Source organism: Burkholderia sp. ABCPW 111 (genome assembly GCF_000773065.1).
Classification (GTDB): Bacteria; Pseudomonadota; Gammaproteobacteria; order Burkholderiales; family Burkholderiaceae; genus Burkholderia; species Burkholderia savannae.
The window spans coordinates 172,224-186,594 of sequence record NZ_JPWT01000077.1 but is presented as its reverse complement, the minus strand read 5'-3'; the positions used below and the strand labels follow the sequence as shown (position 1 = coordinate 186,594).

Sequence of the window (14,371 nt, the reverse complement as noted above, 5' to 3'; positions counted from 1 at the left end):
GCGGTTGGCGGTTGGCGGTTGGCGGTTGGCGGTTGGCGGTTGGCGGTTGGCGGTTGGCGGTTGGCGGTTGGCGGTTGGCGGTTGGCGGTTGGCGTGCGACGTGCGGCGTGCGGCGTGCGGCGTGCGGCGTGCGGCGTGCGGCGTGCGGCGTGCGGCGTGCGGCGTGCGGCAGCGATGATACGAAAGATCGCTGCGCCCGCAACGACGATCACGATCGCGAAGGCGCCCACCATCGGCTGCAACGCGGGCCAGCGCCGCGCCCTCAGGCGGAAGACGCTCGCACACACGGGGCAACGCCTGCCCCGATCGCGCTACAACACCTTCCCGGGATTCAGAATCCCGAGCGGATCGAGCGCGGCCTTCATCGCCCGCATCACGCCGATCTCGGCCGCACTGCGCGAATACGCGAGAAACGGCCGCTTGTGCACACCGATCCCGTGCTCGGCCGATATCGATCCGCCCATTTCACGCACGACCCCGTAGACGGCGCGCTCGACGCTATCCGCGCCATGCGCGGGCAGATCGGCGAGCGACACGCCGACGTGCACGTTGCCGTCGCCGACATGCCCGAAGCACAGACACACCGCATGCGGCCAACGCGCGCGCAGCGCGGCGTTGCAACGTTCGGCGAACGCGCCGAGTTCCGCGACAGGCAGGCTCACGTCGAAATTGAGCAGATGCGGCAGCGCATCGATCGCGAGCCCTTCGCGCAGCGTCCACATATCGCGCGCCTGCCGCTCCGACGCGGCAAGCGCCGCATCGGTCACGAGGCCGGCGTCGAAGCATGCGCCGAGGCATTGCTCGAGCGCGTCGCGCGCGTCGGCATGCGCGCCGCTCGCCGCGCATTCGATCAGGATGACGAAATCGCCGCCCGCGCCGAACGGCGCGGTCAAGCCCGGCGTGTTCTCGGCAACGTAGCGATAGAACGCCGGCCACATCGCCTCGAAGCTGACGACGCCCGGCAGCGCCGCGCGCACGTCGCGCCAGAGCCGCACGAGCGTGCCGTAATCGGGCACTCGACACAGCGCCGTCGCGTGCCGCGCGAGCGGCGGATGCAGCCTCAGCACCGCGCGCGTGACGATGCCGAGCGTGCCTTCGCTGCCGATGAAGAGCTGCTTCACGTCGTAGCCGGCATTGTTCTTCAGCACCTTGTTCAGCGACGTGACGATCGTCCCATCCGCCAGCACGGCTTCGATGCCGAGCGTCTGCTCGCGCATCATTCCGAAGCGGATCGCGCGCGTGCCACCCGCGTTGGTCGCGAGCATGCCGCCGATCTGGCACGAGCCGCGTGCGCCGAGATCGACGCCGAACGCGAAACCCGCCGCGTCCGCCGCTTCCTGAACCGCTTGCAGCGTCGTGCCCGCGCGCACGGTCATCGTGCCGGCCGCTGCGTCGATCTCCTCGATTCCGGCGAAGCGCTCCATCGAGAGCACGACTTCGCCGCCGAGCGCGACGCCGCCGCCCGCGAGCCCCGTCAAGCCGCCCTGCGGCACGACCGGCTGCCACAGCCGCGTGCAAAGCGCGAGCGCGCGCGACACGTCGTCGACGCAGGCCGGCCGCACGAGCGCGAGCGGGCGGACGCCGGGCGCTTCGTTATACGCGGTGAAATAGCGCGGCTCGATCGCGGCCGAGCGCGTGACGAGCGCGGCGCCGAGTTCGTCGACGAGCGCTGATTCGATCGCGTGCGCGCGAGCGGCAGCTTCGGTGGCTTCGGTGGTTTCGGTGGCTTCGGTGGCTTCGGTGGCTTCGGTGGCTTCGGTGGCTTCGGTGGCTTCGGTGGCTTCGGTGGCTTCGGTGGCTTCAGCGGCTTCGGCCATCTCCGCGGCAGCGGCAATCGCAACGCTTGCCGCTGCGCGCAGCGCCCCGCCGCTCACGCCGGCGCCCGCGCTCGCGCCGGATGCCGCGCCGATTCGACATGCATCGGATAACGAAACGGCTGTAGCTGTAATCGATGCATCCGGCGCGACGCCGGCAGCAACGCCATCGCCATTGCCATCGCCCGCCGCATCGGCACCGATCGCATCCGCGCCGGCCGACGAATCGCGCGTCGCCCGCTCGCTCATCGCGCCGCCTCCGTCACTTCGTCGAGATGTCGATGTCGCCGAAATACTTCCGGCCGAGCGCCTTCACGGTGCCGTCCGCTTTCAGCTTGTCGATCGCGGCGTTCAGGCGCGTCTTCAGCGCATCGTCGCCCTTGCGCAGCCCGAATGCGATGCCGCCGCCGAGAATCTTGTCGTCGCGCACCGGCTGCCCGACGAACGCGAAACCCTTCGCATCCGGCCGCGACAGGAACCCGCGCTGCCCCGCCGGCGCAAGCACGAGCGTGCCGTCGAGGCGGCCCGCGGTGAGATCCGCGTACGCCTGGTTCTGGTCCTGATACGCGACGATCCGCACGCCCGAGCCCGCCCAGTGCGCATTCGCGTACGCCTCCTGGATCGAGCCCTGCAACACGCCGATCCGCTTGCCCTTCAACGATTCCGGCGCCGGCGCGAGGCCGCTGTCCGCACGCGCGATCAGCTGCGTCGGCACGCGGTAGATCACCGTCGTGAAGTCGATCGCCTGACGGCGCTGGTCGGTCGCGTTCATCGCCGAGTTGATCGCGTCGAACTTGCGCCCCTGCAGCGCGGGAATCAGCCCGTCGAACGACGTCTCGACCCACTTGCACGCGAGCTTCGCCTCCTTGCAGACGGCGTTGCCGACGTCGATGTCGAAGCCCTGCAGCTCGCCGTTCGCCGCCTTCGATTCGAACGGCGGGTATTGCGCTTCGAGACCGAAGCGCAGCGTTTGCGAAGCCTCGGCGCGCGCCGCGCCGCAGCCCGCGACGACGCCCAACGCGCATGCGAGCGCCAGCCAGATTTGCAGTCGTTTCATCGATGATTCTCCTTGAGGTCGGGATCTTGTCCGGTCGGGGTCTCGCCCGGTCGCGCGCGCCGCGCGCGTCAGAGGCTGCGCAGACGGCGCGCGCCTTCGATCAGCGTCGCGTCGTCCTTCGAAAAACTGAGGCGGATGCAGCCGGTGTTCGCGCCGTCCGCGTAGAACGCGGACAGCGGGATCGTCGCGACGCGCGCGTCGCGAATCGCGCGCAGCACGAAATCGGCGTCGGACTCGCCGGAAAAATGCCGAAAGCGCGCGAGCATGAAGAACGAGCCCTCGCTCGGCAGCAGCTCGAAACGCGAGCCGGCAAGCTCGCGCACGAGCAGGTCGCGCTTGCGCTCGTAGAACGCGCCGAGTTCGAGATAGCTCGACGGCTCGGCGAGCGCGTCGGCAAACGCGTGCTGCATCGGCGTGTCGGCCGCGAACGTCATGAACTGGTGCACCTTGCGCAGCTCGCGCGTGAGCTCGACGGGCGCGAGGCAATAGCCGACGCGCCAGCCCGTCACGTGATACGACTTGCCGAACGACGACACGATCACGCTGCGCTCGGCGAGCGCGCGATGACGCGCCATGCTGTGATGGCGCGCGCCGTCGAACACGACGTGTTCGTACACCTCGTCGGACAGGATCACGATGTCGGTGCCCTCGGTGAGCTGCGCGAGGCGCGCGATGTCGGCGTCGCCGAAGATCGTCGCGGTCGGGTTGTGCGGCGTGTTGACGATCAGCATCCGTGTGCGCGGCGTGATTTTGGCGGCCACTTCGTCCCAGTTCACGCGAAAACGCTCGGGCGAGAGACTGATCGCGACGGGCGTTGCGCCCTGCAGGCGCACGATCGGCGCGTAGCTGTCGAACGACGGCTCGAAGTAGATCACCTCGTCGCCCGGATGCACGAGCGCGCTGATCGTCGCGTAGAGCCCCTCGCTCGCGCTCGCGACGACGGTAATTTCGGATTCCGGATCGTAGCGCGCGCCGTACAGGCGCTCCGTCTTGACCGCGAGCGCCTCGCGCAGCGCGGCGACGCCCGCCATCGGCGCGTACTGGTTGTGTCCGTCGCGCATCGCGCGCGCGACGCGCTCGACGAGCGCCGGATCGGGCGCGAAATTCGGCGCGCCCTGCGACAGATTCAGCGCCTGGTGCTCGGCGGCGAGCTGGCCGATGACCGTGAAGATCGTCGTGCCGACGTCGTGCAGCTTCGAACGGGGCGCGGCGGCGCTCTGCATGGCTCCTCCTCGTTTCGTGGACAGGCGCGCCGGCCGTTGCCGATGCGCGGGGTAACGGTGCCGATTTGGCCCGAGCCAATATCCGGCGACAATCGAAAGTTCGTCATGGAAGGCATGACGAAAACTCATGCATTGGATTGATAGCGGAGGCTGGACGCGAGGAACGGCTCGATTGCTCCGTGCGGCCGGAGTGCCGCCGAGGGCCTTCGGGCGGAAGATGCGGGCGGTTGGCGAGCAGCAGTCTCGGTAATAGGGTCGAAACTTTCGATGGATCGATGGATCGATGGATCGATGGATCGATGGATCGATGGATCGATGGATCGATGGATCGATGGATCGATGGATCGGCGGATCGGCGGATCGGCGGATCGGCGGGTCAGCAGGTCAGCAGGTCAGCAGGTCAGCAGGTCAGCAGGTCAGCAGGTCAGCAGGTCGGCAGGTCAGCGGATTGTCCATTCAGCCGCTCGGCCATCCAGCAGCCCGACCGTTCAATGGCCCGGAAGTTGAAGGACAGCGCAACAAAACAACCGGGAAATTCGCAGATCGAGGCAAACATTCACCCAGCGAGAGACTTCGCAAAACCCGCCGAAATCGCCCAATCGCCCGCCGCCGCGCACCACGCCCGATGCCGCTCGCCGGAGCGGCATCGGCAACACATCCCGCTCATCCGGCAGCCGCCTACCCCGCCGCCTCGTCATCGGCCTCGGCCGCGAGATACGCGTCCACCGCCCGATGCAGCTCGCCGCGCAACTGCGCGACGTCGACATCCGCCCCTTGCGTGAGCAGCGACTGCGACACCCACCCGTAGCACAGCGCATGCACGACGCGCGCCGCCACGCCGAGCCGCGCGTCAGCCGGCGCATCGCTCGCGCCGGCGAGCGCATCGCGCCACAGCGCGACGTAGTCGTCGTAATGCCGGCGATACGCGTCGATCGGCGAGACCTTGCGCTCGAGCGTGAACATCGCGGCCCACACCCGCGCGTCCTGCTCGAGCGCATCGATCTGCGCGTCGACGAGCGCGGCCGCGATCGCCCGGCGGCGCGCGCCGCGCCGCGTATCGACGACGCCCCGCATCCGCGTCGCGATCGTCTTCACGTAATGATGGATCGTGAGCGCGGCGAGACTCTCCTTGTCGCCGAAATACTCGTAGAACGTGCCAACGCTCACGCCTGCAACCGCGGCGATCTCGCGGATCGTCGCCTTCGCGTAGCCGCGCTCGAGCAAAACCTGAACAAACGCCTGCTGCAGCGCCTCCGAGCTCGCGTGCGCGCGACGCTGCCGCGGACGGCGGCGCAAGGCCGGCTGCGGCTGAGCGATCGACCGCTCGGCGGGCGCGGAAACCTGAACATGTCGCGAAGTCATCTTTGCTAACCTGATCGAGCCGAACACCAACACGGAGACGCCCATCATGGCCTGGTCGACCCACGAGGTGAGCAACCAGTTCGACGAATTGACCGACTATAACCTCTTCGCGACCGACGCCGCGCTGGGTGAAATGCTCGAACGCGCGGGCGCGTCGTGGGCCGCGCCGCGGCTCGGCGCATACGGCGCGCGGCTCGGCGCGCGCGACACCGCGCAACAGGCCGAGGACGCGAACCGCCACGCTCCGGAGCTGAACGCGTTCGATCGCCGCGGCCGCCGGATCGACCGCGTCGATTTCCACCCGAGCTGGCACGCGCTCCTCGGCCTCTATCGCGAGCAGGGCCTGATCTCGCTTGCGTTGCGCGAATCGCGCGCGGGCCGCTGGGCGGCGAACGCGGCGGGCTTCTATCTGCACGGCCAGATCGAGGCGGGCACGCTGTGTCCGGCGACGATGACGCAGGCGAGCATCCCGGTCCTCCGGAAAGAGCCCGCGCTATGGGCGCAATTGAAAGACAAGCTCTACAGCGACGTCCACGACCCCCGCGACGTGCCGATCGACGCGAAGCAGTCGATCTTGATCGGCATGGGGATGACCGAAAAGCAGGGCGGCTCGGATGTGCGCGCGAACACGACGATCGCGGTGCCCGTCGGCGCGGGCGGCCGCGGCGGCGACTATCTGCTGCGCGGCCACAAATGGTTCTTCTCCGCGCCGATGTGCGATGCGCACCTTGTCGTCGCGCGCACCGAATCGGGCGGCCCGTCGTGCTTCTACTTGCCGCGCTGGCGGCCGGACGGCACGAAGAACGCGGTGCTGATCCAGCGCCTGAAGAACAAGGTCGGCAACCGCAGCAACTCGAGCAGCGAGATCGAGCTCGGCGACGCGTGGGGCGTGATGCTCGGCGAGGAAGGCCGTGGCATTCCGACGATCATCGAAATGGCGACCTACACGCGCCTGAACTGCGTACTCGGCAGCGCGGCGATCCTGCGCCAGGGGCTCGTGCAGGCGATCGCGTACACGCGGCGGCGTCACGCGTTCGGCCGCGCGCTCGCCGAGCAGCCGCTGATGCGCGCGGTGCTCGCCGATCTCGCGCTCGAAAGCGAAGCGGCGCTCGCGCTCGCGATGCGGCTCGCGCAGGCGTTCGAGCGCGACGAGCACGCGTGGACGCGCATCGTCACGCCGGCCGCGAAATTCTGGGTCTGCAAGCGTGCGGTCGAGGCCGCGGGCGAAGTGATGGAAGTATTCGGCGGCAACGGCTATGTCGACGACGGCCCGATCGCGCGGCTGTTCCGCGAGGCGCCCGTCAATTCGATCTGGGAAGGCTCGGGCAACGTGATGTGCCTCGACGTGATGCGCGCGATCGCGCGCGAGCCCGACGCGGCGCACGTGCTCGTCGACGAGCTGCACGCGCTCGGCGGCCGCGATGCGCGGATTCGCGCGGAGCTCGACGCGCTGCGCGCGCTGCTCGGCACGCCGCCCGACGCGCTCGAAGCGCTCGGCCGCGTGCTCGCGCAACGCATCGCGCTCGTCGCGCAGGCGTGTCTCCTGCTCGACGCGGCGCCCGCCTTCGTCAGCGACGGCTTCATCGCGACTCGCTTCGGCGAGCCGGCCTGGGGCCGCGTGACCGGCGCGCTCGATTCGCGCCGCGTGGACGTCGCCGCGCTGCTGCAACGCGCATACGCCGCGTGAGTGTGTGAGTGTGTGAGTGTGTGAGTGTGTGAGTGTGTGAGTGTGTGAGTGTGTGAGCCTGTGAGCGTGCGACCGTGCGACCGTGCGACCGTGCGCGGCGCGCGCTACGCCGCGCCGGCATTAGGCCCAGCCGGCTCCGCCGGCACGGCGCGACATGCGGCACCTCGCCCGAAGCCGACCGCCGCATGTCGCGCCGCATCCGCCCGAACGATCGCCCGCAGAACGAACGGAGCCCGAAGCGATGAACCTGATTGCCGCACTCGATCGCGCCGCGCGCGCGACGCCCGACAAACCGTTCCTGCGCTACGACGGCGCGACGATCACGTACCGGCACATGCAGCGGCGCTCGCGGCGCGCGGCCGAGGTGCTCGCCGCGCTCGGCATCGCGCCGGGCGAGCGCGTCGCCGCGATGTGCTTCAACACGCCCGCGTTCTTCGATCTGCTCTTCGGCGCGTGGCGCATCGGTGCGGCCGTCGTGCCGATCAACCACAAGCTGCAGGCGCCGGAAGTCGACTACATCCTCGGTCACAGCGCGAGCCGCGCGGTGCTGTTCGACGCCGCGCTCGCGCCCGTGCTCGCGAAGGTCGAGCACGGCGCGCAACGTCTCGCGACCGAGGGCGAGGCGAACGGCGCCGCGCCGTTCGACCGCCTCGTCGCGGATGCGGCCGGCATCGCGTCCGGCACGCCCGACGACACCGCGCTCGCCGAGATCCTCTACACGTCCGGCACGACGGGACGCCCGAAGGGCTGCATGCACAGCCACCGGACGGTCGCGCTCGCCGCCGCGACGAGCGCGCTCGCGCTGTCGATGACCGAGCGCGAGCGCACGTTGACGGCGATGCCGATCTGGCACGCGTCGCCGCTCAACAACTGGTTCGGCGGCACGCTCTACGTGGGCGGCACCGTCGTGCTGATGCGCGACTATCATCCGCTGCGCTTTCTTCAGACGGTCGAAGCCGAGCAGGCGACGCTGTACTTCGGCGCGCCCGTGTCGTACACGCTGCCGCTCGATACGATCGCCGATTTCGCGTCGTTCGACCTGACGAGCATGCGCGCCTGGCTGTACGGCGGCGGGCCGATCGGCGCGGAGCTCGCGCGCCGATTGATGCATGCGTACCGCAGCGAGGCGTTCTATCAGGTGTACGGAATGACCGAGACGGGGCCCGCCGGCACCGTGCTGTACCCGTTCGAGCAGACCATGAAGGCCGGTTCGATCGGCCGTCGGGGCACGCCGGGCGTTGACGTGCGGGTCGTGACCGCGTCGGGCGACGACGCGCGGCCAGGCGAGATCGGCGAAATCCTGCTGCGCGCGGACAGCATGATGCTCGGCTATCTCGACGCCCCCGACGCGACGCGCGCCGCGTTCGCGGACGACGGCTGGTATCGCAGCGGCGACGTCGCGCGCATCGACGACGACGGCTATCTGTTCGTCGTCGACCGGATCAAGGACATGATCGTGACGGGCGGCGAGAACGTCTATTCGAAGGAAGTCGAGGACGTGCTGACCGCGCATCCGGCCGTCGCGGAGGCGGCCGTGATCGGTCGCGCGCATCCGGAATGGGGCGAAACCGTGGTCGCGCACGTCGTGCTGCGCGCGGCCGGCGGCACGAGCGGCGCCGAAGGCGCGGTCGATGCCGACGCGCTGCGCGCGTTCTGCGAAACACGCCTCGCCGCCTACAAGATCCCGCGCGAATACGTGTTCGCCGAGCGCCTGCCGCGCACGCCGACGGGCAAGCTGCAGAAGTACCTGCTGCGCGCACGCGGCGCGTGACGCGACTGCGGCGCACCGTCTGCGCCGTCTTCTTCGCCGCCCGTGCGTCCGGAAAAAACGAAGCCCCGAGTCCGCTTGCGCAGCCCCGGGGCCCGTCGTGATCCACATCGATGCGCGCCGCGAACGCCGCTAGGCGACGCCCGCGTCACGCCGCACGGCGCTTACTTGCCGCCGATGCTCTTGAGCGGCTTCCACTCGCCCTTCTCGACCTTGTACATCGTGATGCCGCCGTTGCGCAGGTCGCCCTTCGTGTCGTACGCGATGTGCGTCGACGTGACGCCCGCCATGTCGGTCTTCGCGAGCAGCGGCAGGTACTTCGCCGGATCGGTCGAATTCGCCTTCTTCATCGCGTTGAACATCGCCATCGCGCCGTCGTAAGCGTACGGCGAGTACGTCTGCACGTCTTCGCCGAAGCGCTTCTTGTACTTGTCCGCGTACGACTTGCCGCCGGGCATTTCGTCGAGCGGCAGGCCGGCGAGCGAAGCGATCGAGCCTTCGGCCGCGTCGCCCGCGATTTTCAGGAACGTCGGCGTGTGCACCATTTCGCCGCCCATCAGCGGCGCCGCGACGCCGAGCGACTTCATCTGCTTGGCCATCGGCGCGGCCTGCGAATCCGCGCCGCCGTAGTAGACGAGATCCGGCTTCGACGCCTTCAGCTTCGTCAGGATCGCCTTGAAGTCGACAGCCTTGTCGTTCGTGAATTCGCGATCGACGATCGTCGCGCCCGCCGCCTTCGCCGCCTTCTCGAACTGGTCGGCGAGACCCTGGCCGTACGCGGTGCGATCGTCGACGATCGCGATCTTCTTCATGCCGAGATCCTTCACCGCGAACGCGCCCGCGACCGAGCCCTGCTGCGTGTCGGACGTCATCATCCGGAAGGTCGTCTTGTAGCCCTGCGTCGTGTACTCGGGCGCGGTTGCCATCGCGATCTGCGGGATGCCCGCGTTCGCGTAGATGCGCGAGGCCGGGATCGTCGTGCCCGAGTTGAAGTGGCCAAGCATGCCCTTGATGCCGTCGTCGACGAGCTTCTGCGCAACCGTCGTGCCGGTGCGCGGGTCGGCCTGGTCGTCCTGCATGTCGAGCACGAACTTCACCGGCTTGCCGCCGATCGTGGGCTTCGTCGCATTGAAGTCCTCGATCGCGAGCACGATGCCGTTCTGCATATCCTTGCCGTAGTGCGCCTGCGCGCCCGTCATCGGCGCCGCGAAGCCGATCTTGACGTCATCCGCGTGCGCCGTCCCCGCGAGCGACATGACCGCGACGAACGTCGCGCCTGCCAGCTTTTTCATCGTGTGTTGCATATCTTCTCCTAGTACCAGGGTAAATGGAGCGACTTCGGGTTCGCCTTGCCGCTTCCGTTTCATGAGGCGAAGGGCAAGGATTGCTCAGCCAATCGTCATCAAATTCGCATTGCCGCCTGCCGCCGCGGTGTTCACGCTCACCGAGCGTTCGGTGAGAAGCCGCTCGAGCGCGTAATCTTCGTCGTCGCCGTTCTCGAACGCGCCCGCCGCCACGCCTTGCACCGATACGATCGGCCCGGGGCGCTGCGCAACCTCCTTCACGAGCGCGAGCAGCTCGTCGCTGTCGCCTTCGAACAGCGCCGCGTCGAACGCCGCGTCCGCCTGCTTCCTCACGCCCGCATGCGCCTTCAGCGACGCCGGCAGCGCCGCGGCGAGCGCCTCGCCCGCCGCGCCCGCGAACAACGCGCGGTTGCCGGTCGCGAGCACCGCCGCGAACTGCGCGCGCGCGCCGCTCGGCGTCGCCGCGATGCACAGCACGGTGCCGCGCGCGCCGAGTGTATACGTATTGCGTTCGCCTGTCGGCCCCGCGAGCACCGCGGTCGCACCGGCCAGCACGTGCGCCAGATAGCCGTCGCAGCGCGCGGCGAGCGCCGGCTCGCGCTGCTCGAGCAGCCAGTCGCGCAGCGCGGTCAGCGCGGCGGACGGATTATCGCGCGTCTCGCCGTCCTGCGGCGCATCGGCGACGAGCGACGCCTCGAGCGACCTCGGCAGCCCCGCCGGGCGCGTCGCGAGGAGGCGCTGCAGATACAGCGCGCCGCCCGCCTTCGGCCCCGTGCCCGACAGCCCTTCGCCGCCGAACGGCTGCACGCCGACCACCGCGCCGATCACGTTGCGGTTCACGTAGATGTTGCCGACGTGCGCGCGCGAGATCACGTGCGCGATCGTCTCGTCGATCCGCGTGTGGATGCCGAGCGTGAGGCCGTAGCCCGTCGCGCGGATCTGCTCGAGCAGCTTGTCGAGGCCGCTGCGGCGATAGCGGACGACGTGCAGCACCGGGCCGAACACTTCGCGCTTCAGCTCGTCGACGTTGCTGATCTCGATGATCGTCGGCGGCACGAACGTGCCTTGCGCGCAGGCTTCCGGCATCGCGAGCTGCGTGACCGCGTGGCCCTTGTCCTTCATCGCCGCGACGTGCGCGTCGATCGTGCGCTTCGCGTCGGCGTCGATCACCGGGCCGACGTCCGCCGACAGGCGATCCGGGTTGCCGAGCGCGAGCTCCTGCATCGCGCCCTTGAGCATCGTCAGCGTGCGATCCGCGACGTCGTCCTGCAGACACAGAACGCGCAGCGCCGAACAGCGTTGGCCGGCCGAGTCGAACGACGACTGCATCACGTCGGCGACGACCTGCTCCGCGAGCGCCGACGAATCGACGATCATCGCGTTCTGGCCGCCCGTCTCGGCGATCAGCGGAATCGGCTTGCCGTCCGGATCGAGGCGCGACGACAGCGTCTTGTTGATGAGGCGCGCGACTTCGGTCGAGCCGGTGAACATCACCGCGCGCGTGCGCGGATCGGCGACGAGCGCCGCGCCCACCGTCTCGCCGTTCCCAGGCAGGAGCTGCACCGCACCCGCCGGCACGCCGGCGTCGCGCAGCAGGCGCACCGCCTGCGCGGCGATCAGCGGCGTCTGCTCGGCGGGCTTCGCGAGCACCGTGTTGCCGGCCGCCAGGGCGGCGGCCACCTGGCCCATGAAGATCGCGAGCGGGAAGTTCCACGGGCTGATGCAGACGACGGGGCCGAGCGGACGGTGCGTATCGTTCGAGAACTCGTCGCGGATCTGCGCCGAGTAGTAGCGCAGGAAATCGACCGCCTCGCGGATTTCGGCGATCGCGTTCGGCAGCGACTTGCCCGCCTCGCGCACGATCAGGCCCATCAGCGTGTGCATCTGCGCTTCGAGCAGGTCGGCCGCGCGCGCGAGGCAGTCGGCGCGCGCGTCCACGGGCGTCGCCTGCCAGATCGGCGCGGCCGCGACCGCGTGCGCGAGCGCCGCGCTCACCTGCTCGGGCGTCGCCTCGCTGACCGTGCCCACGACGTCGCGCAGATCGGCCGGATTGCGCACGTCGCGCGGCGCGGCGTGCGCGAGCGCTTCGTCGGCGAGCATCGGCGCGGCGCGCCACGGATGATGCGCGCTCGCGAGCAGCGCCGACGACAGCGACGCGAGCCGATGCTCGTTCGACAGATCGAGGCCCATCGAATTGAGGCGCGCGGCGCCGTACAGCTCGCGCGGCAGCGGGATCTTCGCGTGCGGCGCGCCGAGCGGCACGACTTTCCCGGCTTCCTCGACCGGATCGGCGACGAGCTCCTTCACCGACACCGTCTTGTCGGCGATGCGGTTCACGAACGACGTGTTCGCGCCGTTCTCGAGCAGGCGGCGCACGAGGTAGGCGAGCAGCGTCTCGTGCGTGCCGACGGGCGCGTACACGCGGCACGGGCGGTTCAGCTTGTCGCGGCCGGTGACTTCCTCGTAAAGCGGCTCGCCCATCCCGTGCAGACACTGGAATTCGTACTGGCCGGGGTAGTAGTTCTGGCCCGCGAGGTGATAGATCGCGGCGAGCGTGTACGCGTTGTGCGTCGCGAACTGCGGATAGACGGCGTCGGGCGCCGCGAGCAGCTTCTTCGCGCACGCGAGGTACGACACGTCGGTGTAGATCTTGCGCGTGTAGACCGGATAGCCTTCGAGGCCGTCCACTTGCGCGCGCTTGATCTCGGAATCCCAGTACGCGCCCTTCACGAGGCGGATCATCAGGCGATGGCGGCTGCGGCGCGCGAGGTCGACGAGATAATCGATCACGAACGGGCAGCGCTTCTGGTACGCCTGAACGACGAAGCCGATGCCGTTCCAGCCGGCGAGCTCCGAATCGAAGCACAGCGCCTCGAGCAGATCGAGCGACAGCTCGAGCCGGTCCGCCTCCTCGGCGTCGATGTTCAGGCCGATGTCGTAGCGGCGCGCGAGCAGCGCGAGCGAGCGCACGCGCGGCAGCAGCTCGCTCATCGTGCGCTCCTGCTGCGAGCGCGAGTAGCGCGCATGCAGCGCCGACAGCTTGATCGAGATGCCCGGGCCCTCGTAGATGCCGCGGCCGCCGGCCGCCTTGCCGATCGCGTGGATCGCCTGTTCGTACGACGCGTAGTAGCGCAACGCGTCCTCTTCGGTGGTCGCCGCCTCGCCGAGCATGTCGTACGAGTAGCGGAAGCCGCGCGCCTCGAACTTGCGGCTGTTCGCGAGCGCTTCGGAAATCGTCTCGCCCGTGACGAACTGCTCGCCCATCAGGCGCATCGCCATGTCGACGCCCTTCCTGATCAGCGGCTCGCCGCCCTTGCCGATCAGGCGCGTGAGCGCCGATGAGAGGCCGGCTTCGCTGTTCGTCGTGACGAGCTTGCCCGTGATCATCAGGCCCCAGGTGGCCGCGTTGACGAACAGGGACGGCGCGTGGCCGACATGCGAGCGCCAGTCGCCCTTGCTGATCTTGTCGCGGATCAGGGCGTCGCGCGTCGCGCGGTCGGGGATGCGCAGCAGCGCCTCGGCGAGGCACATCAGCGCGACGCCTTCCTGGCTCGACAGCGAGAATTCGTGGATCAGCCCTTCGACGCCGCCGCCCGAGCTCTTCTCGCGCAGCGCCTCGACGAGGCCCGCGGCCATCGACTGGACATCCGACGCGAGGCTCGCCGGCAGCCGCGCCTCGCCGATCAGGAACGGCACGCATTCGGGCTCCGGACGCCGGTACGCGGCCGTGATCGCCGCGCGCAGCACCGACTGCGGCTGCACGTTCTGCGCGAATTCGAGGAACGGATGCGGCGCGCCGTCATCGTCGCCGTCGGCGTGGCCGTCGGACAGATCGGCCGCGCCCGTGTGACCGGAGAGCTCCGGCGGCAGCTGCCCGTGCTCAATCCGCTCGAGATAAGCGAAGATCGCCTGCTTGATCAGCCAGTGAGGAGTGCGCTCGAGGCGCGACGCCGCGTCCTTCAGACGCGAGCGGAGCAGATCGTCGACTTTGACGCCCAGTGTGGTGCTTGCCATGATTTTCTTCTAGCGCCGACCCGATGCCGGCCAAGGACTTTAAAAGATCGCAAAATCCTAAGACACCCAATAAAAAGGTGCAACCATATCGCGCACCTGGTTGCACCCGCACAAATTCCTTTGTTATCAATGAACTAGATGA

At 69.0% G+C, this 14,371-nt stretch carries 9 protein-coding genes; 2 read left to right on the top strand and 7 right to left on the bottom strand.

Translation table 11 applies throughout. From position 1 onward, the window contains the following. The 5 genes from X946_RS36325 to X946_RS18030 all read right to left on the bottom strand — a co-directional run. Positions 1-233: hypothetical protein (locus X946_RS36325; protein WP_235364038.1), on the bottom strand; the 233-nt coding region annotated here is incomplete at its 3' end. Between the two features lie 78 nt (positions 234-311). Then, positions 312-1,817 (bottom strand): FAD-binding oxidoreductase, encoded by a 1,506-nt coding sequence (locus X946_RS18045; protein ID WP_081989759.1) that lies wholly within the window; start codon positions 1,815-1,817, stop codon positions 312-314. 259 nt (positions 1,818-2,076) lie between these two features. Further along, positions 2,077-2,871 (bottom strand): ABC transporter substrate-binding protein, encoded by a 795-nt coding sequence (locus X946_RS18040; protein WP_038750205.1) that lies wholly within the window; start codon positions 2,869-2,871, stop codon positions 2,077-2,079. Positions 2,872-2,939: 68 nt separating this feature from the next. Further along, the gene (locus tag X946_RS18035; protein WP_038750203.1) at positions 2,940-4,094 is read right to left on the bottom strand and encodes a pyridoxal phosphate-dependent aminotransferase; all 1,155 of its coding nucleotides are present in this window, start codon (positions 4,092-4,094) and stop codon (positions 2,940-2,942) included. 678 nt (positions 4,095-4,772) lie between these two features. After that, positions 4,773-5,456: a TetR/AcrR family transcriptional regulator gene (locus tag X946_RS18030; RefSeq protein WP_038750200.1), complete on the bottom strand. Its 684-nt coding sequence runs from the start codon at positions 5,454-5,456 to the stop codon at positions 4,773-4,775. 46 nt (positions 5,457-5,502) lie between these two features. On the opposite strand from X946_RS18030, the gene X946_RS18025 reads away from it, so the two are divergent. Together X946_RS18025 and X946_RS18020 are read left to right on the top strand one after the other, a co-directional pair. Continuing rightward, complete coding sequence (locus tag X946_RS18025) at positions 5,503-7,143, top strand: acyl-CoA dehydrogenase family protein (RefSeq protein WP_038750197.1); 1,641 nt, start codon at positions 5,503-5,505, stop codon at positions 7,141-7,143. Between the two features lie 241 nt (positions 7,144-7,384). Further along, a complete protein-coding gene (locus X946_RS18020) occupies positions 7,385-8,914 on the top strand; it encodes a class I adenylate-forming enzyme family protein (RefSeq protein ID WP_038750194.1) in 1,530 nt (509 codons plus the stop codon). A gap of 161 nt (positions 8,915-9,075) precedes the next feature. Here the strand turns inward: X946_RS18020 and X946_RS18015 are convergent, their stop codons facing one another. Beyond that, positions 9,076-10,215, bottom strand: a complete 1,140-nt coding sequence (locus X946_RS18015; protein ID WP_038750192.1) for a branched-chain amino acid ABC transporter substrate-binding protein — start codon at positions 10,213-10,215, stop codon at positions 9,076-9,078. Between the two features lie 84 nt (positions 10,216-10,299). Then, the gene (gene putA / locus X946_RS18010; protein ID WP_038750190.1) at positions 10,300-14,229 is read right to left on the bottom strand and encodes a trifunctional transcriptional regulator/proline dehydrogenase/L-glutamate gamma-semialdehyde dehydrogenase; all 3,930 of its coding nucleotides are present in this window, start codon (positions 14,227-14,229) and stop codon (positions 10,300-10,302) included. Between the last annotated feature and the right edge of the window lie 142 nt (positions 14,230-14,371).